Raw genomic sequence first — 21,503 nt, 5'->3', positions numbered from 1 at the left:
GTAGGGCCCGGCGCGTCATCGGACCAATCGATTGTTCGGAAGGCTGCTATCAACGGTCCTGATGATGGACGAGCTCCGCCACTTCCTGCTCATCGTCGAGCACGGCACCTTCACCGAGGCCGCGCGGCGGGCGCACCTCTCCCAGCCCGCGCTCACCGCCTCCGTGCAGCGCCTCGAAGGCTGGTTCGGGGCCCGCCTCCTCGCCCGCGGACCCGGGGGCGCCGCGCCGACCGCCGCGGGCGAGGCCCTCGTCCCCCGCGCCCGCGCCGCCCTCGCCGCCCTGGAGGACGGGCGCCGCGCCGTCGCCGAGATCGAGGGCCTCAACGCCGGCGAGGTGCGCCTCGGGGCCGGCGCCACCGCGTGCACCTACTTCCTCCCGCCGGTCCTCGCCGAGTTCCGCGCCGAGCATCCCGCCGTGCGCTTCCTCCTCCGCGAGGCCACCCCCGACGACGTGCGCGCCGCCCTCCACGCCGGTGACCTCGACCTCGGCGTGATCACCGCCGACGAGGGCGAGCCCTGGTACGACGACACCCTGATCCTCGTCGCCTCGCCCGATCTCCCGCGCCCCGCCGAGGCCCCCTTCGTCACCTTCGCCCGCGGCTCCGCCACCCGCACCCTGCAGGAGAAGCACTTCCCGGGCGTCCCCGTGGTCATGGAGCTCGGCAGCATCGCCGCGGTGAAAGGGAACGTCCGGGCGGGCATCGGCATCGCCCTCGTCAGCCGCCTCGCCGTGGAGCACGACATCGCCGTGGGCCGCCTCGTCGAGGTCCCTCACCCCGCCACGCCGATCGGCAGGACCTTGCGCCTCGTGCACCGCGGCGTCGACAGGCTCCCCCCTGCCGCCGCGCGCCTCCGCGCGATGCTCCTCGCGCGGCGTCCACCTTCCGGGTAGCGTCGAGGGCACCGTGAAAGCTCCCCACCGAACCCGCTTTGCGCGGCGGATCGCGCCGCTCGCCCCGCTCGCGCCGCTCGCCATCACGCTCCTCGCGCCGCTCCTCGCGAGCTGCGGTGGGGACGAGACGCCCGGTCCGGCAGCCGAGGACCTCGGCATCACCCCGGGCTGCAACCCGCTCGCCACCAGCGACGCCTGCCTCTACCCCTACCCGAGCGCCTTCGTGCAGCGCGAGGATACGTCGAGCCTCACCGGGATCCGGATGAACTTCGACGCCCAGAAGCTCCCGCTCCGCGACGAGGCCATCCCCCTCGACGTCACCCCCTACAACGCCGCCGATGGCGTCTCGCCCGTCGGCTCCATCCTCCTCCACTTCGCCCGCGAGATCGACACCGAGCCCCTGCCCAACCAGCACGAACTCGACCAGTCCCTGCGCGAGGACTGCCCCATCGCCCTCCTCGATCTCGACACCGGCGCGCGGGTGCCCTTCTTCGCGGAGATGGACCGCCAGGCCGGCCCTGACAAGCAGGACCGCGCCGCGCTCATCGTGCGCCCCGTCGCCCCCATGGAGACCGGCCACCGCCACGTGGTCCTCGTCCGCCGCGGCCTGCGCGACGTGGACGGCAAGGAGATCGCGCCCACCGGCGCCTTCCAGGCCCTCGTCGACGGCACCACCACCGCGAGCGAGGAGCTGGAAGCGGTGAGGCCCCGCTACGACGCCATCTTCAGCCTCGCCGAGCGCTCCGGCTACGCCCGCGCCGACCTGCTCACCGGCTTCGACTTCATGGTCGCCAGCCGCGACTTCGTCCTCGGCCCCGTGCTCAGCATGCGCGACCGCGCCCTCGACCAGGTGGGCGACACCGGCTTCCCCTACGTGATCACCGAGGTCCAGGAGGATCCCAACGAGCACCTGGCCCGCATCGTCTTCGGCGAGTTCGAGGTCCCCACCTTCCTCCGCGACGACGACAGCATCGAATGGGACGACGCGCACCTCCCCGTGCAGCAGGCCGTGAACAAGTCGTACCCGTTCACCATGCTCGTCCCGAAGAAGGCGGCCGACGGCCCGCTCCCCCTGGTGATCCTCGGCCACGGCATCTTCGGCTCCGGGCGCTCCTTCCTCACGGGCGACGGCGACGGCGCCGCCATCCAGCAGATCGCCAACGAGGAGGGCGCCGTGGTCATCGCCACCGACTGGATCGGCCTCTCCGAGAACGACTTCGACCGCATCGTCCTCATCGCCGAGAGCCTCGACAACATCCACATCATCACCGACCGCCTCCAGCAGGGCCTGATCAACACCCTGGCCCTCACCCGCCTCGCCCGCGGCGCCCTCAAGGACGACCCCCAGGTGGTGATGCCCGGCGGCGGTCCCCTCCTCGATCTCGACCAGACCTACTACTGGGGCGCGAGCCTCGGCGGCATCCAGGGCTCGTCGTTCATCTCCCTCTCCCCGGACATCGCCCACGCTGCCTTCGGCGTCCCTGGCTCGGCCTGGAGCACCATGATCTCGCGCTCCAGCGTGTTCCCTCCCATCAAGGCCTTCCTCCAGCCGCACTACCAGGACCCGCTCGATTTCCTCTTCGGCGTGACCCTCATCCAGGCCCGCTTCGACCACAGCGACCCCGCCAACGTCTCGCGCCTGATGTTCCGCGAGCCCTTGCCCGACGCGCCTCCTGGCCGCCTCGTCGTCCTCCAGGAGGCCATCGGCGACTCTCAGGTCCCCAACATCTCCACCGAGATCCTCGCCCGCGCCATGGGCGTGAAGCAGCTCTCGCCGCCCGTGTACGACGTCTTCGGCCTGGAGCAGGTGACCTCACCCACCACCTCCTCGGCCCTCGCGCAGTACCGGATGGAGGGTTACGACGACCCCGCCCCGCCCGAGGAGAATCTCCCCCCCGAGGCCGACAACAACGTGCACCACGACATGAACTTCCTGCCCAACGTGCACGAGCAGATCTTTCGCCTCTGGTTGCAGGGAGAGATCCATCAGGTGTGCGACGGCCCCTGTGATCCAGACTGAAAATAGCCTTTCTTTCGGGGTATGCTCCGGCTCCCTACACCTACGGAGCTTCCCCCGATGCGCTTTCTCCGCTCATCTCCGCTCGCTCTTCCGGTCCTGTTCCTTTGCGCCGGCTACGTCGGCGTCACCGCGTGTAGTGCCCTCGGCGTCACCAACGAGGGCTTCGGTGCCAGCTCCTCGACGGGTGGCGGTGAAGGCGGCGCTGGCGGCGGCGAGATCGACCTCACCACCAGCAGCACCGGCACTGGCGCGGGCGGCCCCCTGACCGAGGAGCCTCCCTGCGAAGGGATGGACCCGAACGCCGACAACGACGGCGACGGCGTCACCGGCGCGGCGGGCGACTGCAACGACTGCACCACCCAGATGAACCCCGGCGCCATGGACTACCCGGGCAACAGCATCGACGAGGACTGCAACGGCTTCGTCGACGACGACCCCGCGAACTGCGACACCGGCCTCCCTGTCGCAGCCGATGCGCGCACCGGCGCCCGCGCCATGGACTTCTGCAAGGACTCGGACGGCACCTCCTGGGGCGTCGTCAGCGCCGAGTGGGTGACCGCCGACGGGCAGCCCCTGAACAGCAACTACGCCGCCGGCGTCGGCGTCCTCAGCGGCTTCGGCCCGGCCGTGCAGCCCCAGGCCGGCCAGCGCCTCCTCGCCCTGTCCTCGGGCGCCGCGCGGCAGCCCTCGGACTCGGGCTACCAGAGCCCCTCGGGCTACGTGAAGGGCTACACCAGCGGCGCGCCCCCGGGTTACCCCAAGGAGTCACCGGCCTGCCCGGGTGTGCAGACCGGCATCCCCTACGACTCGGCGGGCCTCCGGGTCACCGTCAAGACGCCGACCAACGCGAAGTCCCTGCGCTTCAACCTCAACTTCTACACCTACGAGTTCCCGGTCTACGTCTGCTCGCAGTACAACGACTTCTTCGTCGCCATGCTCAGCCCGCAGCTCTCGGGCACGCCGGACGGCAACATCTCCTTCGACAGCCAGGGCAACACCATCAGCGTGAACGCCGGCTTCCTGCAGGTCTGCCACGCGCAGCAAGCAGGTGGCCAGAATTACCCCTGCCCCCTCGGCGCCGGTCAGCTCTCCGGCACCGGCTTCGACGACTTCACCAACAGCGCCGCCACCGCGTGGCTCCAGACCACGGCGCCCATCGAGAACCCCGGCTCGAACATCGAGCTGCACTTCACCATCTGGGACTCCGGCGACGGCGATCTGGACTCCACCGTCCTCCTCGACAACTTCGCCTTCGAAGCCATCGAGACCACCACCGAAACCCAGCCCGTTCCTCCGCCCGAATAAGTCCAGCCCTCATCCAACCCGCCGCACCCGCCGCACCCGCCGCGTCCTCACCCGACCCGCCGCACCCGCCGCACCCGCCGCGTCCTCCGCGCTGCCCATCCCACCTGCTCCGCCTGCGGTGCCCGACCTCGGAGCTGCATCTCCGGGCTCCTCTCCCCCCCGTTGTCTGTCGTCTCCTCCGCAGCCGCGGCTGGCGCCTGCTGCGCCGCGCCAGCCACGTCCTCGGGTGACCCGAGGTGCTTGTCGGCAGGCATCTTCCACGCCTCCACCTCCGCCACGCCCGCTGCGCTGCGCACCGCGAGGACAGCGCGGCACCGTGGGCACCACCGGTCGTGATCCCACACCACATCCTCCAGCCCCAGCTCTTGCAGCCGTCGTCGCTCCCAGGCGCGTGCCTCGGACGAGAGCCCTGCACAGAACCTCACCTGCCCGTTGCGACGGCCCATCGATCCTCCTGGTGGGTCCGCAATCACCGACCGCAATTACGTGATCCCATCCAGATCTATTCCGGCCAGCACACGGCGATTGCCTGTCTGTGAGATCTGTCACGCGTCGCGAGACTCTTGCGATCAGCGGGCCGATTTTCTCGTGTCGCAGGCATATGCGTGCGCCGCCGAGACACGTCACCGCGGCGCCGTCACCCACGTGCAGCGAAGACGCACGCCTGCCTCGTCACCGCGGCGCCGTCACCGACATGCAGCGAAGACGCACGCCTGCCTCGTCACCGCGGCGCAAGGCAGGTGCGCCCCCGCGCTCGTGCCGGCTTGCCGTCCGTTCGCGACGCCTCCTCGGGGCTCTGGACCTCAAGGCTCTGGTCTTCGGGACTCTGGTCCTCGGGCAGCACCACCAGCCGGCGCGGCCCCGCGCCCTTCTTCCCGAGCACGTCGTACGGGTTCGCGAGCTTGCACTTGTCGAGGGAGAGGCAGCCGCAGCCGATGCACTCGGTCAGGTCGTCGCGCAGCCGGTGCAGGTAGTCGATCCGCAGGTCCAGCTCGGCGCGCCACGCCTGGGAGAGGCGCGCCCAGTCTTCCTCGGTCGGGGTGCGGCGATCGGGCAGCGACGCGAGCGCCTCGCCGATGGACTGGAGCGGGATCCCCACCCGCTGCGCGACCCGGATGAACGCCACCCGGCGCAAGGTCTCGCGCGCGTAGCGCCGCTGGTTGCCCGCCGTGCGCCGGCTGTGGATGAGGCCCTCGGCCTCGTAGAAGCGGAGCGCCGACACCGCGACGCCGCTCCGCTCCGCGACCTGTCCCACCGTCAGCTCGCCACCCATCGCCATCCGTCTGGAGGTAGCACCCGGACCCCTTGACCTCAAGTTTACTTGAGGTCTTAGGCTCCCCTCATGCCTGCACGGACCGCGAAAGGAACCGCCATGGAGACCGAACGAGCCCTCGACGTGAGCACCTCATCCGCTGCCGGAGATCTGGACCCTGTGCGCGTTATCGCCGGGCCTCCCCCGCTCGCCGTCGGCGTCATCCTCGCGAGCGTGCGCGAGGGGAGGCGGGGGGAGGCGCTCGCCACCTGGATCGCCGGGCTGCTCGCGGAGCGCCCGGGGGTGACCGCCGAGATCCTCGACCTGCGCGACTGGCCTTTGCAGGTCTACGCCCGCAGCGTCGGCACGCGCGTCGCCGAGGCGCAGTACGAGGCGGAGGAGCTCGAAGCGCGCTGGATGAAGAAGCTCACCGGCCTCGACGCCTTCGTGATCGTGACGCCGGAGTTCAACCACAGCTACCCGGGGAACCTGAAGAACGCGCTCGACATCGTGAGCACGCCCTGGAACCACAAGCCGGTGACCTTCGTGAGCTACGGCTACTCGTCCGCGGGGGCGCGGGCCGTGGAGCAGCTCCGGCTGGTGACCATCGAGCTGCGGATGATCCCCATCCGCGACGAGCTGAACCTCCCCATCGGCGCCTACGAGGCCGACGCGCAGGGCGCCCCGGTGAACCGGGCCATCGTGCAGCACGCCGGGCAGGTGATCGACGAGCTGTCCTGGCTGGGGCGCCTGCTCAAGCAGGGCCGCGCCGAGCGACGCCTCGCGGCCTGAGCTGCCCGAGGCCAGGGGAGGGCAGGTCGGAGGCCTGCGGGGGGGTCCTGGAGGCATCGGGCTGACCGTCGGAGGCATCGGTCGATGGCTCCGGAGGGATGGGGGGATGGCTCCGGAGACATCGGGCTGAGCGTCGGAGGCGTCGGCGATGGGTCCGGAGGGATGGGGGGATGGGTCCGGAGGCATCGGGCTGAGCGTCGGAGGGGTCGGTCGATGGGTCCGGAGGCGTCGGTCGATGGCTCCGGAAACCTGGTGAAGGTCGTCGACGGGAAGGGGGCTTACTTTCAGGGCGTCGTTCTGTGCTGCCAGGAGGAGCGCTGAACAGAAAAGATCCGCCAGGCGTTGACAGTGCGAAGGGTCGTGCGCATTTCAGGAGCCGGCCCGTCCCCGCCATGGGGGCAGTGCCGACCTTGAGCTTCACGCTCCCCCTCGCGCAGGGGAGGCGCCCTGACCGAAAGGATGTCGACGTGGCGAACCGTACCGTTCAGCCGTATGCCGGGCCCCGGACCGTGGATGTCACGGCGCTCTCGGAGATCCTCATAGACCTTCCCCCGGGCGCCCTCCGAGGGCTCCGCCATGAGCAGGAGGGGCTCGGGCCCGTGCTCGTGGAACTGGCGACGAGCTTGCCGGGATACGCGGCGGCCGTGAGCCTCGCACCGGAGCTGGACCAGCAGATCCGGGACTGCACCGCGCGGGTGGAGATGCTCGACGGCGTGGGCCACGTCATCGAGAAGCTGGCCGAGGTGGTCCGGGAAAGCCGGGCCATGTACGTGCACGAGCGCGAGGTGCTGATCGCCCAGGTGGCCGACGGGGTGCGATCGGCAGCGCGGCGGAAGGACGAGTCGCTCCTCGCGCCCTTCGAGAAGACCGTCGCCTACAACGCACAGAATGGGCTGCGCGCGGCGAAGACCCGCCGCCGGAACCTGGCCGCCGCGGAGGCCGAAGCGGCTGCGGAGGCAGAAGCCGCAGAAGCCGCCGCGGAAGCCGAAGCAGCGGCCAAGGGAGAAGCAGCGGAAGCCGAAGCGGCGCAGGCGACGCAGGCGACGCAAGCGGAGCAGGCGGCGCAGGCGGCGCAGGCGGCGCAGGCGGCGCGGGCGGCGCAGGTGACGCCGGTGGCGCTCGTTCAGGGGGCTGGCGCGTAACGCTCTCGGTTGCCCGTGGCGGCGGCGCGCTCGATGGCGGCGAGCATGCGGTGGCGGGTGACGGCGGTGTCGAAGCTCGGGGCCTTGCGGGTGCCGTGCGCGATGTCGTCGGCGAGGAGGGCGTAGAGCTGGGCGACGTTGAAGGCGGGGCCGGGAGGGGCGGCGGGGGCGTGGCGGTGCGCGTGCGTGTCGGCGTTAGAAGCGGGAAGCTCGGCGAGGGGGGCGTCGCCGCGGGCGCCTAGGAGCTTCAGGTCGGCGAGCTGCACGTGGGCGGAGGGGCCGGTGACCAGGAGGGTGCCCTCGGTGCCGTTGATCTCCCAGTGCAGGTTGGTGCCGTTCGTCTGGCCTCCGCGGAGGTGCAGGGAGACAGGGGCGCCGTTCGGGAGGGTGCCGCTCACGAGCACCTGGTCGGGGGAGGTGACGGGGCGGGTCTCGCCGGTGTCGGCGAGGGTGACCCGGGTGCGGCGGGTGGCGAAGCTCGCGCCGATCTCACCCAGCTCGCCGAGGGCGTAGCAGAGGGCGTCCATGAAGTGGCCGCCAGGGATGGAGAGCAGGGTGGCGCCGTTCGCGCGGTCGTAGAGGTAGGCGTTGGCGGTGTCGACGATGGGGCCCCAGGCGCTGCCGGAGCCGAGGACGCTCACGGAGAGGACCTCGCCGACGTAGCCCTGGGCCACGAGATCGCGGACCTGGTTGATGACGAGGGAGGCGCGGGCCTGGAGGCCGACCACGTGCTGGACGCCCTTCTCGACGGCGAGGTCGCGCAGGGAGAGGGCCTCGTCGAGGCCGTTGCCGAGGGGCCACTCGCAGAAGACGTGCTTGCCGGCGCGGAGGGCGGAGGTGACCAGCGCGTGGTGCAGGGGGACCTTGACGGAGACGACGACGAGATCGACGGCGGGGTGCGTGACGAGGGCGTGGTGGTCGTCGAAGGCGAGGGGGACGCCGAAGCGCTGGGCGGTGGCGTCGGCGGTCTCCTTGCGGGTGGTGCTGACCGCGCGCAGCGCGTAGCGGGGGAGGGATTTCAGGGCCGGGATGTGCGCGCTCACGGCCCAGCCGCGGTCAGGGTTCGCGCCGATGATGCCCACGCCGATCTGGTCTGCCATCATGTCTCCACGCGCCTTCCTCACGCCCGGATGTCCGCGCTGCGCGCGACGGGCGCGATCGGGGATCCGTATGGCCCGCAGCCCCGGGGAGCGCAAGGAGCGCGGGGCGTGGCATCCATGGACCCGTGGGCGTCCGGGTCTGGTAACCTCCCGGCCGTGCGCGAGGCCTCCGCTCCGATCTCCGTGCTGGGTCGGTACGCGATCTACGAACCGATCGCGGCGGGCGGCATGGCGCGGGTGTACCTGGGGAGGCAGCTCGGGGCGGCGGGATTCGCGCGGACGGTGGCGATCAAGCGCATGCTGCCCCACCTCGTGGAGGAGCAGCGGCTCGTCACCATGTTCATCGACGAGGCGCGGCTCGCGGCGCGCATCCGTCACCCGAACGTGGTGTCCATCCTCGACGTGGTCTCCGATGGGTCGGAGCTGTTCCTGGTCATGGAGTACGTGGCCGGGGAGTCGCTCTTCGCCCTGCAAAAAGGGCTGCAGAAGCACAGCCTGAAGCTTCCCGTCGAGGTGGCGTCGAGCATCGCCACCAGCGCGCTCTACGGGCTGCACGCGGCGCACGAGGCGCTGAGCGAGGAGGGGACGCCGCTCGGCCTCGTGCACCGGGACGTCTCGCCGCAGAACATCCTGGTGGGGATCGACGGGATCACCCGGGTGCTCGACTTCGGGGTGGCCAAGGGCGCCGGGAGGCTGCAACAGACGACGCAGCGGGGGCAGCTCAAGGGCAAGATCGGGTACGTGGCGCCGGAGCAGCTCCAGGCGTCGACGGAGGTGAGCCGGGCCGCCGACATCTACGCGGTGGGGGTGGTGCTGTGGGAGATGCTGGCCGGGCGGCGGCTCTTCATGGGGGACAACCAGGGCGCGGTGATGCTGAGCATCCTCGACGGGGAAGTGCCGTCGCTCGCAGAGGTGGCGCCCTGGGTGGATCCGGCGGCGAGGAACATCGTGGACCGGGCGATCGCGCGGGCCCCCGAGGATCGCTTCGCGACGGCGCTGGAGATGGCGAACGCGCTGGAGAAGGCGGTCCCGCCAGCGTCGCCCGGGCGGGTCGCGGCCTGGGTGCAGGAGGTGGTGCCCGAGGTGCTCGCGGCGCGGGCCGCGGTGGTGGCGCGGGTGGAGCGGGCGCCGCTGCCGGCAGACATCGAGGAAGGGACGCGCGCGCACCGGACCGGGGGGGCTCCAGGCGCGCTCGATGCGGCGACGCCTTTCTCGGTGGCGCCGTGGTCCGATCCGCTCGTGAACGGGGGGCCGCCGACGCTCGGGGGAGCTGGCGCCGGAGCCGTTCCGGGGTGGCGCAACCGCGCGAGGAAGCGCTCGCGATCGTGGATCGCGCTCCTCGTCGGAGGCCTGCTGGTGGTGGCGCTCGGGGCGTTCGCACTCGGCATCGGCCGGGGCGGTGCGCGCGACGGCAGCTCGGGGCAGGCGGCGTCTCTGGAAGGCGACGGCGCCGGGCGCGGCACGCCCGTGGGCTCGGAGGCGGGGCAACACGGGGCGTCGCCCGCGACGGGCGCGATGGGCGCAACGGCAACCACGCGCGGGGTGGGGTCAGATCCGCGCGATCCCGACGAATCTGCAGGAGCACAGGCGGCGCGCGCGGGACAGGATACATCGGCGCCCGACGCAGGTACGCTGGACGGCGGTGCAACGCGCGGCTCGTCGGGAGGAGCGCGCCTCAAGAACCCATGCGACCCTCCGTACTACGTGGACAAGGACGGCATCCAGCGCGTGAAGAAGGCCTGCTTCCCTCGCTGAGGCGTCGCGCGCGCTCTTCCCCGGGATCGTCCTCCGAGACGGGGCGCGCTGCGCCGAGGCCGTGGGCAGGGTGGGCGTCGGGGGCGTCGCGGGCGCGGTGGACGCGGTGGACGCGGTGGATGGCCGCGCTCGGGGTGGGCGCCGCGCTGGTGACGGGCCCCGCGGTGAGCGCGGCCGAGGAGGGCGACGACAACGATGCGTGCGTGAGTTCCTACGAGCGTTCGCAGCAGCTCCGGCGCAGCAGCGACATGGTGCGCGCGAAGGGAGAGCTGCGGCTCTGTCTGGGGGCATGTCCGCGCGCCCTCGCCCGCGACTGCGAGAAGTGGCTGAAGGAGACGGAGAAGCAGATCGCGCGGGTCTCCGTGCGCGTGGTGGACGCGGAGGGGGCGACGTTCGCGGGGGCGACGCTGAGCGTCGACGGGGTGCCGGCGCGCGCCGACGAGAAGGGCGAGATCGAGGTGAACCCGGGCAAGCGGGTGATCCGCGCCGAAGCGAGCGACGCGCCAGCGGTGGAGGAGGCGGTGGAGGTCAAGGCCGCCGGTCAGGTGGCGGTGACCTTGACGCTCCTCCGCGAGGCGCGCGCTCCAGAGGTGGTGGCGCCGCCGCCCGTGGTGGTGGAGCGCTCGACGCCAGTGCTGGGCCTGACGCTCGGGGGCGTGGGCCTGGTGGGTCTCGGCGTGGGCGGGGCGCTGGCATTGTTCGGGCACCTGGAGCGGTCGTCCCTCGAGGACGAGTGCGCGCCACTCTGCTCGGACAAGGACGTGGCCGGGGTGGAGCGGCTCTGGCTCGCAGGCGGGATCACCGCGGGCGCGGGGGCACTCTTGCTCGGGGTGGGCGTGGGGCTGGTCCTCGCGCACGGGGGTGAGCAGAAGACGACGGCAATCCAGCCCGTGGTGCACGTGCTCCCAGGCTCGGCAGGCCTGGGCCTTCTCGGCCACTTCTGAGTACTGCGTGTACTGCGTGTACTGCGTGTACTGCGTGTACTGCGTGTACTGCGTGTACTGCGTACCCTGGATCAGGGGCCTGTCGGCCCCTACGCTCCCGATGGTCGCTACCCCTGGTTCATGAGAGGCGTTTCGGCGAGAACCAGGAACGGGGTCGAAGAGGAGAACGGACGAAAGCTCGCGGACGAAAGCTCGCGGAGGAAGGTGGAGGAGAGGACATGGCTCGCTGGGTTGCGCTGATCGGTCTCGCCGGGGTGCTCGCGGCTTGCTCTCTCGACTACCTCCGGAACGGGGAGGAAGGAGAGGGCGGGGGAGGCAGCGGGGGTGATCCCGGCGCAGGAGGGAGCGGCGGGGCGACCGGCTCGGGAGGGAGCGGGGGGGTCATCGCCGGTGGGGGTGAGGGAGGCGGAGGCGGCGCGTCCCCGCCCGTGACGTGGGCCGATGGGCAGTGCGAGGTAGGGTTGGAGGGCACGCCCGTGGCGTGGATGTGCCGCTTCCGGAACCAGCAGCGCCAGGATCTCGGGACCACGCGCATCCGGCTGGCCAGCTCGGAGGACGGGGTGGTGCTCGCCGCCAGCACGGCAGGGTCGCTCGACCTCGGGGGCGGGCTGCTGGGGAGCGACAGCTCCGCGGCGCGCTCCGGCTTCCTCGGCGTGTTCGAGCCGGATGGCACGCCAGGATGGAGCCTCGCGCTGGAAGGCACCGCGAACAAGACGGTGAGCGACGTGGCGATCTCGCCGGTGGACGGGACCATCGCGGTGGTGGGCTCGTTCGACAACGGGAACCTGGTCGCCGAGGAGATGACGGTGGCGGCAAGGTCCGTCGATGGCTTCCTCTTGCTGTTCAACCCGGGGGGGACGCTGCAATCCGCGCGGTTCTTCCAGGACGCGGCGGGGGCCACGACGAGCGCGAACCAGCGGGTGAACGCGGTGGCCTTCGACGCGGCCGGGAACCTCTACGTGGGCGGTGATTACCGGTCCGCGGTGGTGGTGAAGGACGCGGCCGGGATGCAAGACGCGACCCTCGACTGCGCGCTGTCGGGGACGACGACGAGCACCGACGCGTTCGTGATGAGGCTCGACGTGGCGTCGGGCGGCGTGCTCGGCTGCGCGTGGGGGCGGCGGCTCTACGGTCCCGGCGAGGACGTGGCGCTGACGCTCTCGACGGGGCCCACGGGCGGGGTGGCAGTGGGCGGGTACTTCCGCGACGCGATCACCGTGGCGGTGATGCCGCCCTTCACGTTCGACAGCGCCGACAACAGCAACGACGACGGTTTCTTCCTGGTGCTCGGCGACGACGGGAGCCTCTCCGCGGAGGTGACCAGGGTCGGTGGCTTCGGCGCCGATCGGGTGCTGCAACTCGCGTGGGAGGGCGACGTGGTGCACGCGACGGGGTTCTTCAGCAGCAACCCCATGCAGATCGCAGGGTGCACGCCCCCGCTGGCCGCCGTGAACCGGGACGGGTTCTTCGCGCAGCTCGATCCGACCTCGGGGACGTGCGTGAGCTCCTTCGAGGTCGGGACCAACTACAACGACGAGGGCCTGGGGCTCGCGGCGGTCTCCGGCTGGATCGGCGTGGCCGGCTACGCAGAGCAAGCATTCACGGTGGGCGAGGTGGTGAGCGGCTTCAAGGGAGCGTCGGACGGCTTCCTGCTCTGGACCGACGCGGCGACGGGAGCGCCGGAGAGCGTGTTCTCGGTGGGCTCGCTGGGAAACGACGGCGTGCGGGCCGCCGCACCCGTGCATGGCGCGGGCGTCGAGCTCTACCTGGGAGGCTTCTTCGGGGCAGCGATCACAGCCCTCGGTATGCCCGAGCCCGAGCACCCGGAAGATTACTTCCTCGCCCGGGTGCGGAAACCCTGAGCTATATAGGGGAGGTCCCGACCTTCCATGGTTCAAGGAGTGAGATGCACGTCCCCACAGCGGTGATCCGGCCTCAGCTCGTGATTGGTGCCCAGGCGCCCGTGCCCACGCGGTACGGGATGTTCGAGATGGTGGTGTTCCGGTGGGGAGACGCTCCGGACCCCGAGACCGGTCTGTCACCAGACCACGTGGCCCTGATCAAGGGCGACGTGCGCGGGCAGCGGGGGGTGACGGTGCGGGTGCACTCGGAGTGCCTCACCAGCGAGGTGTTCGGGTCGCTGAAGTGCGACTGCCGCGAGCAGCTCGAGGCCGCGCAGGAGGAGATCGCGCGGCGAGGGCAGGGGGTGGTGCTCTACCTGCGGCAAGAGGGGCGAGGCATCGGGCTCGCCAACAAGATCCGCGCGTACGGGCTGCAAGCCCGCGGGCACGATACGGTGGACGCGAACCGGCTGCTCGGTCTGCCCGACGACGCGCGCATGTACGAGGCCGCCGCAGCCATGATCGCGCACCTGGGCATCGCGTCGATCCGGCTGCTCACCAACAACCCGGAGAAGATCGAGGCGCTGAGCAAGCTCGGGGTGCAGATCGTCTCGCGGGCGCCGTCCATCATCCAGCCAAACCCGTTCTCCGCACCCTACCTGGACGCCAAGCGGCGGCGCATGGGCCACGCGCTGCCCTCCGAAGACCTCACCGAGAGCGCCCTCGGCGAAGCCATCGGCGACGCCGAGTGATCATGGCGAGAGCGCGCGTCGCGTCTCAGGCGTGGAACCCGCGGATGGTGACGGAGATCCGGCGCCCGCGGGCACCCTTCGTGGCGGGGATCTCGTGGGTCCAGGCCCGGTTCGTGGCCCAGGGGATGACGATGATCCCCGCATGGAGCGCCGGGACGTCCAGGAACCCCTGGCCCCGCCAGGGGCGCATGCGGAACATGCGCTCCTCGCCGAAGGAGAGGGTCACGATGGGGGTGCCCTCGATGCGGTTGATGTCGCTGTCGCGGTGCTTGCCCATGTAGTGGCCCGCCACGCCGTCGTACCAGTTGAAGAGCAGGCCGTTGAGCCGGGGGTCGAAGGCGTCGCGCGCCCAGGCGAGCCAGGCATCCATGGGCGGCGTGAGGGGGAGCGCGCGGTTGACGTTGCCCGTGTAGCGGTAGTCCGTGCCATACGCCTGCTGCCAGCGGGGCGTGCGCACGAGGCGTCCATGCATCTTGATCTCGTGGAACTCGGGCGGGTGCAGCGCCCAGAGCGCGTCGAAGGCGGCGGCGTCGGGGACCAGGGCCTCCGGGAGGGCGCCGACCTGGAGGTGGTGGGCCTCGTCGAGCTGGATGGTGCGGAAGGGGAGCACCCACCTGATGTTACGTTCAGTTGTGGCGCCGGACAACGCGCCCAGGGAGGCCGGGGTTACTTGCCGGCCTTGAGGCGGGCCTTGAGGCGGGAGGCGTAGCCTTCCTTGTTCTCCTGCTTGGCGCGGCCGATGGCGAGGGCGTCGTCAGGGACGTCGCGGGTGACGGTGGTGCCCGTGCCGACGTAGGCGCCAGCGCCGATGCGCACCGGGGCGATGAGCTGGGAGTCGCTGCCGATGAAGGCGCCCGGGCCGATCTCGGTGCGGTGCTTCTTGAAGCCGTCGTAGTTGCAGAAGATGGTCCCGGCGCCGACGTTGGCGCCCTCGCCGATGTCGCCGTCGCCGAGGTAGGCGAGGTGGTTGGCCTTGGCGCCGCGGCGGACGACGGTCTTCTTGGTCTCGACGAAGTTGCCGATGTGGGCCTCGGCGTGGATCTCGCTGTCGGGGCGGAGGTGCGAGAAGGGGCCGATCTGGGCGGCCTCGCCGATGGTGGAGCGCTGGCCGACGGTGTACGGCTTGAGGGCGGCGCCGGCTGCGACCGTGACGTCGGTGAGGACCGAGCCGACGTCGACGAGGGCGCCCGCGCCGATGCGGGTGGCGCCGCGGAGGACGACGTGGTGCTCGATGACGGCGTCGGGCTCGATGTCGACGCCAGCGTCGATGCGGGCGCTCGCGCGGATGGTGGCGCCCTTGCGGCGGAAGCCGTCGGCGATGCGGGCGTAGAGGATGTCCTCGGCGGCGGCGAGCTGGGCGCGGTCGTTGATGCCCGCGAGCGAGCCGGGATCGCGCGAGGCGAGCGAGGCGGTGCCGCCCGCCGTGGCGGCCTGGGCGACGATGTCGGTGAGGTACAGCTCGCCCTGGGCATTGTCGGTGGTGATCCGGGTGAGGGCCTCGCGGAGGAAGTCGGTGCGGGCGACGTAGACGCCCGGGTTGACCTCGGTGATGGCGCGCTCGGCCGGGGAGGCGTCCTTGTGCTCGCGGATGCCGATGACCTGGCCCTCGGCGTCGCGGAGGATGCGGCCATAGCCGGTGGGATCGGCGACGTTCATGGTGAGCATGGCGAGGGGGCCGCGCGCGGCGTCGAGCGCAGTCCAGAGGTGTGAAAGCTCGTCGGGGTGGAGGAGCGGGGTGTCGCCGCAGAGGAGGAGGACGGCGTGGGCGTCCGCGCGGAGCTGGGGGAGCGCGCAACGCACGGCGTCACCCGTGCCGCGCTGCGTCTCCTGCACGGCGGTGCGGACACGGTCACCGAAGGCGGCGGTGAGCTGGGACGTGACCTCGTCGCGTCCGTGGCCGACCACGACGACCACGTCGGCCGCCCCGGCGCGCAGCGCAGCGTCGACGACGTGATGGACCATGGGGCGGCCGCAGAGCTGGTGGAGCACCTTGGGCAGAGGGCTCTTCATGCGGGTGCCCTGGCCGGCAGCGAGGATGACAGCAGTGAGCGGGGCAGCGTGGTCAGCGGTCATATGACGCGCGAGGCTATCACCGCGACGCGCGCTGCGCCGTACGAAGGGCGGCGCCGGAGGCAGGTGGGTTGGGCTATCGTGGAGGCGTCTGAGCGCGGGGGGCGATGCAGCTCGGGCAGGAGTGGGAGGAGGGTCATGCGCCGACGTTCGTGGGGGGCTGCTTCGGGGTGGTGGGCGCGCGCGTGCAAGCCGCTCGCGGTCACCTTGCTGGCAGGGGTCGCGGCGTCGTGCCACGAGGGGCTGGACACGACGCGGCGCGCGCCGTTCACGGCGACGCTCGGCGATGATCTGTACGGGGTGCTCTGCGATCGGGTGGGCGCTTCGGCCCTCGCCGAAGATCTGACGGGCGCGTCGTACCAGGGCGTGTGCCACCCGGACGGGGAAGGGAACTACGCGGATGAAGTGAACGCCGCGGTGCTGCCGGTGCCTTCGGGCGCGAAGGCCGAGGAGGCGCGGCGGCTGGGGCTCTCGCGGCTGGAGGCGATGGTGCGGCGGCGCGCGGAGCTGATCCGGGCGGTGAACACGGCGTTCCCGGACGAGGAGATCGACAACCCCGTCACGGAGCAAGGGGGCGACACGATCGGGCTCCACGACGCGCTGCTCGCGTACTCGCAGGAGCTGGCGAAGCTCTACGATACGCACCCGTACGCGCCCGGGGGAGAGGCGCTGCTGCCAGGGTCGACGCGGTCGCTCGGGAGGCTGTTCGCGGCGCTCGCGGAGAGCGAGGCGGCGCGGGGGTCGTTCGCGCAGATGTGGGGGCGGCAAGGCTACCGGCCGACGAGCGCGATCCTCGGGGCGATCCGGGCGGCGCTGGCCTACCCGGGGATGCGCGCGCTGAGCACGACGAGCACGGAGGTGATCGGGCCCGGAGGGGTGGCGGCGCCCGCGTTCGATCAGCTCCTCGCGGTGGTGAAGCAGGAGCTTTTGACGGCGCGGAGCAACGTGGCGGCCCTGCCGCCGGTGGCGGTGGACGCGGCGACAGGAGAGCCGAGCCGGCCGCGGAGCAGCATGGAGATCCTGGGGTCGCTGCTCGCGCTGGAGGACGAGGCGTTCGCGCCGGGGATCGCGAAGGCGCCGACGTACATCGTGGCGCGCGACAGGCGGGGGATGGCGCTGCCGCTGCCCGGGGGGCCGTTCGCGGACGCGAACGGGGACGGGCTGGCCGACGTGGACGCCTCGGGGCGGTTCGTGGCGGCGGGCGCGCCGGTCGCGGTGGATCCGCCGTTCGTGATCCCCGGGATGGCGTCGCAGGGGGCGCTCGATGCGTTCGGGAGGCCGGAGCCGCTGGTGTACCGGTACATCGATACCTCGCGCACGGCGGGGGCGGCGCTGGCGCGGACGATGGTGCCGCTGCTCGATCCGGTGCAGTACGCGACGGAGGGGACGCCGGAGCCCTGGGCGCGGGAGCACGAGTCGCTGATGTACGCGATGTCGGGCGCGTACCTGCTCTACGGGGACCGGGAGGCCGCGACGTACGATCACCAGGCGGAGAAGATCCTGCCGGCGGGGAGCACGTGCGCGCACTGCACGCCGTACCAGCGGTTCCGCGGGGAGGCCTCGCCGCTCGCGGACCTGACGCACGCGACGGGGCAGCTCCTCGCCGATCCGGAGTCGGACGCGCTGCTGCTCGGGCTCCGGGATCTGCTGGCGAACCACGAGCAGGTGGTGGCGCGGCTGATCGGGGCAGCGCTGCGGGCGCGGGAGATCGCCGCGGAGCACGACAAGAAGGCGGCGCAGGGAGAGGAGCCGCGGGCCGAGCTGCCGTACGAGGCGCCGATCTGGGACGAGATGGCGGTGGTGCTGGGGCGGATCGCCGACAGGCCGGGGCTGACCACGCGGCTCTTCGCGGCGCTGGCGAGCCGGGACGCGCAGGGGACGCCGATCCTGCTCAAGCCGACGGAGAGTGCGTGGGGGCCGGGCGTGAGCCACGTGGGCGAGACGATGGCGCGGTTCTTCCGGAACCGGGACCGGATGAGCTACGACCCAGGCACCAGCGGGACCTCGCGGATCAACGGGGCCGCGCTGAACCTGACGGTGACCGCGGCGACGGGGTCACCGTCATACGTGGACCCCACCACGCCGGTCGACTGGAAGGCGCCCCGCATCGGGGAGAACAAGTCGGTCATGCAGAGGTCCTTCGAGCTGATCCACGACGCGCACGGGGCGACGGCGTGCAACAAGGAGCACGCCGAGATCCGCGTGTTCGGGATCCCGTTCGGGGACTACGGCGAGTGCTCGCTGTTCCAGTTCGACAACGTGGCCACGTTCTACGTGGACTCGCTGCTGCCCGCGGGGCACCCGAAAAAGTCGAAGATCGAGATCAAGAACGGGTTCCTCTCGGGGCTGCTCAACTTCGCCGACTTCTTCAACATCGACGTGAACTCGCTCTTCGAGGACGGCAGCGGGATCACGGGGCTGACCTTGACGCCGACGACGCCGGCGCTGAACCGGCTGGTGTTCTTCGGGGCGGACTCGACGCGGTACTCGAACCTGCCGGATCTCGATCCGTACCGGGGGTCGTCGAACGAGGACACCAACCTGTTCGTGTCGGGGCTGATCGAGCCGGCGTCGAGTTCGGTGTGCCCGAAGAACCCGGCAGGGGCGAGCCAGTGCGGGCCGCCCACGGACGTGATGCGGCTCCGCGACAGGGAGACGATCTTCGTCTGGGAGCGGCTCGGGTTCGTGGACTACCTCAGGCCGGTGATCACGGCGTTCGCGGACGAGCCGTGCGCGGCGGGGGAGCCGAAGGCGTGCGGGGAGGAGATGTTCGCGGACATCGTCCGGGTCCTGAACCGGCACTGGCCGGGGGCGGAGCACGGGCCTGAGTGCGCGAAGTCGGGGACGCCAGCGACGAACCCGAAGTACTGCTCGGAGGCCGGGGTGGCGAGCTACGAGCCGCTCCTCGCCGATACGATGGAGACCGATCTCGTGCCGGCGCTGGTGGAGTTCTCGCGGGCAGTGAGCGAGCTGTCGTCGATCACGGTGCAGCGGGGGCCCGCGGCCGGCGAGGTGTGGACAGGGGCCGAGGTGCTGGAGCGGATGACGCGGGTGACGTTCAGCCAGGAGTACGCGGCCCAGGTGGGGATGGTGGACCGGAAGGGGAGCCCGTCGACGACCTGGGTGGACGGCACGCCGCAGGCGCAGGTGACGCTGTTCTCGCTCTTCGCGGACGCGCTGCACGGGTTCGACGCGCGCTTCGCGGAGAGCGCGGCGGGGGACGCGGCGGGGGACGCACAAGCGAGGAAGGGGCAGTGGAAGCGGGCGCGTTCGCAGATCGTGGACGCGCTGTTCGAGGTGGAGGGGGAGGGGACGGAGGCGCGTTTCAAGAACGCGGCGACACCAAGGCTCCTCGTGGCCGGGATCGATCTGCTCCGGGAGCAGCTCAACGCCAACTGCCCGGACCGGGAGGCAGGCGGGGGGTGTCCCTGGGCGAAGGTGACGCTGGGGCAGAAGATGGCGGAGACGATGAGCGGGCCGCTCTTCGCGGCGATCATGGACGTGAACGAGGCGCTGCGCGCGAACGAGCCGGCGCGCCGGGAGCTCGGGAAGATGCTGCAGTACCTGCTCGGGGCGACGGGCGACGACGCGGCGCTCTCGGCGACGCTCGCGTCCCTGACCGACCTCTGCCAGGTGGTGGCGAGCGACGATGTGCTCTCGCCGATCCTGAAGGCGGTGGCGGGGGTGGCGAGCCCCGGGGGAGACGCGGAAGGGGCAGGGGCGGTGTTCGCGGCATTGCCGGTGCTGCGGGCGATGGCCGATGAGAGGTACGATCGCTACCACGTGATGGACCGGGTGCTGCCCGCGCTGGTGACGCCCATGGACGGGGGGCAGGGGCCGGCGCCGATCGAGGTGGTGCTCGACGTGATCGCGGAGGTGAACCGGCTCGACGCGGCAGACGACAGGCCGCTCGCGCCCGGGGACTACGCGGAGGTGTTCGGGTCGGTGGGCGACTTCCTGACCGACACGACGCGCGGGGTCGAGCAGCTCTACACGATCGTGCAGAACCGGGCGCAGCGGTGAGCCGGGTGGGCGTGGGGTGCGTGGGGTGCGTGGGGTGCGTGGGGTGCGTGGGGTGCGTGGGGTGCGTGCCGTGCGTGCCGTGCGTGGGGTGCGTGGGGTGCGTGCCGTGCGTGCCGTGCGTGCCGTGCGTGCCGTGCGTGCCGTCAGCGACGGGGGCGGCGGCGCGGAAGGCGGTGCGGAAGGCGGTCCTGACAGCGGCGCTGGGGGGCGCGGTGATGGCGGGGGCGGCTCCGGCCCGCGCGGGTGGGCTGTACGTCGCCGACCGGGGGGTGCGGCCCCTGGCGCGGGCAGGGGCGTTCGTGGCGGGGGCCGATGATCCGGGGGCGATCGCGTACAACCCGGCGGGGCTGTTCGACGCGGGGACGCAGTTCCTGGTGGACGGGAGCTGGGTGAACTGGTCGAGCGAGTACACGCGGCAGGCGCGGACGCAGCAGCTCGATCCGGTGACGGGGGAGCCGGTGGCGACGTACGCGCGGTCGTTCGCGGCGGTGGAAGGGTCGACGCCGGTCCTGCCGATCCCGACGCTGGCGGCGTCGCTCCGGCTGTCGCCCACCTGGGCGGTGGGGTTCGGGGTGTGGGCGCCGTACGCGGCGCTGGCGAGCTACCCGGAGGAGGTGAACGGGGAGCCGGCGCCGCAGCGGTACGGGCTCTACAACCTCGATGGGTCGCTGCTGGCGCTGGTGGGGGGCGGGGTGGCGTACGCGCCGACGCCGGAGCTGCGGTTCGGGGCCGTGCTGTCGGTGCTGACGGGGACCTTCACGAACCAGGTGGCGTTCTCGGGGTGCATCCCGGAGCGGCTGCTGTGCGCGCCGGAGGATCCGGACTGGGACGGGGTGGCGGAGCTGAGCGCGGGGCCCATCGTGGCGCCGACGGGTCAGCTCGGGGTGCAGTGGGCGCCGGTGCCGGCGTGGCACCTGGGGCTGAGCTTCCAGCTTCCGATGTGGATCCGGGCCGGGGGGACGGTGCGGGCGCGGCTGCCCTCGTCGCCGGTGTTCGAGAACGCGCGGGTGGAGGGGGAAGATGTGGACGTCGCCTTCGAGCTGCCGTGGGTGCTGCGGTTCGGGGTGGAGTCGCGGGTGGTGGAGAACCTGCGGGTGGAGCTGGGCGTCGCGTGGGAGCACTGGGGCATGCACGACACCATCCGGGTGACGCCGGACGGGGTGGCGGTGCGGGGGCTGCCCGGGTTCCCGGATCCGTTCTACGTGCCGGAGGTGACCATCGCGCGGAACTTCCGGGACGCGGTGTCGGTGCGGGCAGGCGGCGAGTACGGGTTCGACTGGCTGGGGAAGCGGTGGGAGGCGCGCGGGGGGGTGAGCTTCGAGACGAGCGCGATCCCGGCGGCGTACCTGTCGGTGCTGACCCTGGACACGCCGAAGGTGACGGCGGCGCTCGGGCTCGGGGTGCACCTCGGGCGCTTCCGGTTCGACGCGACGTTCGCGCGGGTGTTCGGGATCGGCGTCGACGTGACGCCGGAGGAGGCGCGGGTGACGCAGGTGAACCCGCTCCGGGCCAACCCGCCGGAGTACCCGAACTACGTGAACGGGGGGGAGTACAGCGCGTCGGCGAACGTGATCGGGCTCGGGGCCACGTACACGCTCGAGGCGCTCTAGTCCCT

16 protein-coding genes are annotated in these 21,503 nt (G+C 71.7%); 11 read left to right on the top strand and 5 right to left on the bottom strand.

What is annotated here, in order from left to right; all coding sequences use genetic code 11:
* Nucleotides 1-61: 61 nt before the first annotated feature.
* From CAP_RS02230 to CAP_RS02220, 3 genes are read left to right on the top strand one after another with little or no spacing between them, the layout of a single operon-like run.
* On the top strand, nt 62-892 hold the full coding sequence (locus tag CAP_RS02230) for a LysR family transcriptional regulator (protein ID WP_044235499.1): 831 nt from the start codon (nt 62-64) through the stop codon (nt 890-892).
* Between the two features lie 13 nt (nt 893-905).
* A complete protein-coding gene (locus tag CAP_RS02225) occupies nt 906-2,912 on the top strand; it encodes a hypothetical protein (RefSeq protein WP_044235497.1) in 2,007 nt (668 codons plus the stop codon).
* Between the two features lie 57 nt (nt 2,913-2,969).
* Complete coding sequence (locus CAP_RS02220) at nt 2,970-4,217, top strand: choice-of-anchor L domain-containing protein (protein WP_052373974.1); 1,248 nt, start codon at nt 2,970-2,972, stop codon at nt 4,215-4,217.
* Between the two features lie 47 nt (nt 4,218-4,264).
* On the opposite strand, the gene CAP_RS02215 is transcribed toward CAP_RS02220, so the two are convergent.
* Nucleotides 4,265-4,663, bottom strand: a complete 399-nt coding sequence (locus CAP_RS02215) for a hypothetical protein (RefSeq protein WP_044235495.1) — start codon at nt 4,661-4,663, stop codon at nt 4,265-4,267.
* A 275-nt stretch (nt 4,664-4,938) separates the two neighbouring features.
* Entirely contained in the window at nt 4,939-5,496 is a 558-nt protein-coding gene (gene soxR / locus CAP_RS02210; RefSeq protein ID WP_081864468.1) for a redox-sensitive transcriptional activator SoxR, read from the bottom strand.
* Between the two features lie 93 nt (nt 5,497-5,589).
* Between soxR and CAP_RS02205 the strand changes: the two genes are divergently transcribed.
* Together CAP_RS02205 and CAP_RS43540 are read left to right on the top strand one after the other, a co-directional pair.
* The gene (locus CAP_RS02205; protein WP_052373973.1) at nt 5,590-6,261 is read left to right on the top strand and encodes an NADPH-dependent FMN reductase; all 672 of its coding nucleotides are present in this window, start codon (nt 5,590-5,592) and stop codon (nt 6,259-6,261) included.
* A gap of 467 nt (nt 6,262-6,728) precedes the next feature.
* The gene (locus CAP_RS43540; RefSeq protein ID WP_156040419.1) at nt 6,729-7,403 is read left to right on the top strand and encodes a hypothetical protein; all 675 of its coding nucleotides are present in this window, start codon (nt 6,729-6,731) and stop codon (nt 7,401-7,403) included.
* Here CAP_RS43540 and CAP_RS02195 read toward each other — a convergent pair.
* Nucleotides 7,385-8,506 carry a Gfo/Idh/MocA family protein gene (locus CAP_RS02195; protein WP_044235493.1) on the bottom strand — a complete coding sequence of 374 codons (1,122 nt, stop codon included), beginning with the start codon at nt 8,504-8,506 and terminating at the stop codon, nt 7,385-7,387. The genes CAP_RS43540 and CAP_RS02195 overlap by 19 nt on opposite strands.
* A 153-nt stretch (nt 8,507-8,659) precedes the next feature.
* Here CAP_RS02195 and CAP_RS02190 point away from each other — a divergent pair, with 153 nt between their 5' ends.
* From CAP_RS02190 to ribA, 4 genes are all read left to right on the top strand, one after another.
* A complete protein-coding gene (locus CAP_RS02190; RefSeq protein WP_044235723.1) occupies nt 8,660-10,258 on the top strand; it encodes a serine/threonine-protein kinase in 1,599 nt (532 codons plus the stop codon).
* A 119-nt stretch (nt 10,259-10,377) separates the two neighbouring features.
* Nucleotides 10,378-11,202 carry a carboxypeptidase-like regulatory domain-containing protein gene (locus CAP_RS02185; RefSeq protein WP_044235491.1) on the top strand — a complete coding sequence of 275 codons (825 nt, stop codon included), beginning with the start codon at nt 10,378-10,380 and terminating at the stop codon, nt 11,200-11,202.
* Between the two features lie 218 nt (nt 11,203-11,420).
* Nucleotides 11,421-13,064 (top strand): hypothetical protein, encoded by a 1,644-nt coding sequence (locus tag CAP_RS02180; RefSeq protein WP_044235489.1) that lies wholly within the window; start codon nt 11,421-11,423, stop codon nt 13,062-13,064.
* Nucleotides 13,065-13,108: 44 nt separating this feature from the next.
* Nucleotides 13,109-13,795 carry a GTP cyclohydrolase II gene (gene ribA, locus CAP_RS02175; protein ID WP_044235487.1) on the top strand — a complete coding sequence of 229 codons (687 nt, stop codon included), beginning with the start codon at nt 13,109-13,111 and terminating at the stop codon, nt 13,793-13,795.
* A 25-nt stretch (nt 13,796-13,820) separates the two neighbouring features.
* On the opposite strand, the gene CAP_RS02170 is transcribed toward ribA, so the two are convergent.
* Together CAP_RS02170 and glmU are read right to left on the bottom strand one after the other, a co-directional pair.
* On the bottom strand, nt 13,821-14,405 hold the full coding sequence (locus CAP_RS02170; RefSeq protein WP_081864465.1) for an alpha-ketoglutarate-dependent dioxygenase AlkB: 585 nt from the start codon (nt 14,403-14,405) through the stop codon (nt 13,821-13,823).
* Between the two features lie 56 nt (nt 14,406-14,461).
* Nucleotides 14,462-15,868 carry a bifunctional UDP-N-acetylglucosamine diphosphorylase/glucosamine-1-phosphate N-acetyltransferase GlmU gene (gene glmU, locus CAP_RS02165; RefSeq protein ID WP_044235485.1) on the bottom strand — a complete coding sequence of 469 codons (1,407 nt, stop codon included), beginning with the start codon at nt 15,866-15,868 and terminating at the stop codon, nt 14,462-14,464.
* Nucleotides 15,869-16,003: 135 nt separating this feature from the next.
* Here glmU and CAP_RS02160 point away from each other — a divergent pair, with 135 nt between their 5' ends.
* Nucleotides 16,004-19,888 carry a hypothetical protein gene (locus CAP_RS02160; protein ID WP_044235483.1) on the top strand — a complete coding sequence of 1,295 codons (3,885 nt, stop codon included), beginning with the start codon at nt 16,004-16,006 and terminating at the stop codon, nt 19,886-19,888.
* The gene (locus tag CAP_RS02155) at nt 19,885-21,498 is read left to right on the top strand and encodes an OmpP1/FadL family transporter (protein ID WP_269324127.1); all 1,614 of its coding nucleotides are present in this window, start codon (nt 19,885-19,887) and stop codon (nt 21,496-21,498) included. Before CAP_RS02160 ends, CAP_RS02155 begins: the two co-directional genes overlap by 4 nt.
* The last annotated feature ends 5 nt before the right edge of the window (nt 21,499-21,503 follow it).

Source organism: Chondromyces apiculatus DSM 436, assembly GCF_000601485.1.
In the GTDB taxonomy this organism is placed as follows: Bacteria; Myxococcota_A; Polyangia; order Polyangiales; family Polyangiaceae; genus Chondromyces; species Chondromyces apiculatus.
This window is presented reverse-complemented; position numbering and strand designations above follow the sequence as displayed.

What these genes read in the sequence shown, in the direction of transcription:
- CAP_RS02230 (WP_044235499.1), top strand. Translation starts at nt 62, where the DNA reads ATGATGGACGAGCTCCGCCACTTCCTGCTCATCGTCGAGCACGGCACC.
- CAP_RS02220 (WP_052373974.1), top strand. Translation starts at nt 2,970, where the DNA reads ATGCGCTTTCTCCGCTCATCTCCGCTCGCTCTTCCGGTCCTGTTCCTT.
- CAP_RS02215 (WP_044235495.1), bottom strand. Translation starts at nt 4,663, where the DNA reads ATGGGCCGTCGCAACGGGCAGGTGAGGTTCTGTGCAGGGCTCTCGTCC.
- soxR (WP_081864468.1), bottom strand. Translation starts at nt 5,496, where the DNA reads ATGGCGATGGGTGGCGAGCTGACGGTGGGACAGGTCGCGGAGCGGAGC.
- CAP_RS02205 (WP_052373973.1), top strand. Translation starts at nt 5,590, where the DNA reads ATGGAGACCGAACGAGCCCTCGACGTGAGCACCTCATCCGCTGCCGGA.
- CAP_RS02195 (WP_044235493.1), bottom strand. Translation starts at nt 8,506, where the DNA reads ATGATGGCAGACCAGATCGGCGTGGGCATCATCGGCGCGAACCCTGAC.
- CAP_RS02185 (WP_044235491.1), top strand. Translation starts at nt 10,378, where the DNA reads ATGGCCGCGCTCGGGGTGGGCGCCGCGCTGGTGACGGGCCCCGCGGTG.
- CAP_RS02180 (WP_044235489.1), top strand. Translation starts at nt 11,421, where the DNA reads ATGGCTCGCTGGGTTGCGCTGATCGGTCTCGCCGGGGTGCTCGCGGCT.
- ribA (WP_044235487.1), top strand. Translation starts at nt 13,109, where the DNA reads ATGCACGTCCCCACAGCGGTGATCCGGCCTCAGCTCGTGATTGGTGCC.
- glmU (WP_044235485.1), bottom strand. Translation starts at nt 15,868, where the DNA reads ATGACCGCTGACCACGCTGCCCCGCTCACTGCTGTCATCCTCGCTGCC.
- CAP_RS02160 (WP_044235483.1), top strand. Translation starts at nt 16,004, where the DNA reads ATGCGCCGACGTTCGTGGGGGGCTGCTTCGGGGTGGTGGGCGCGCGCG.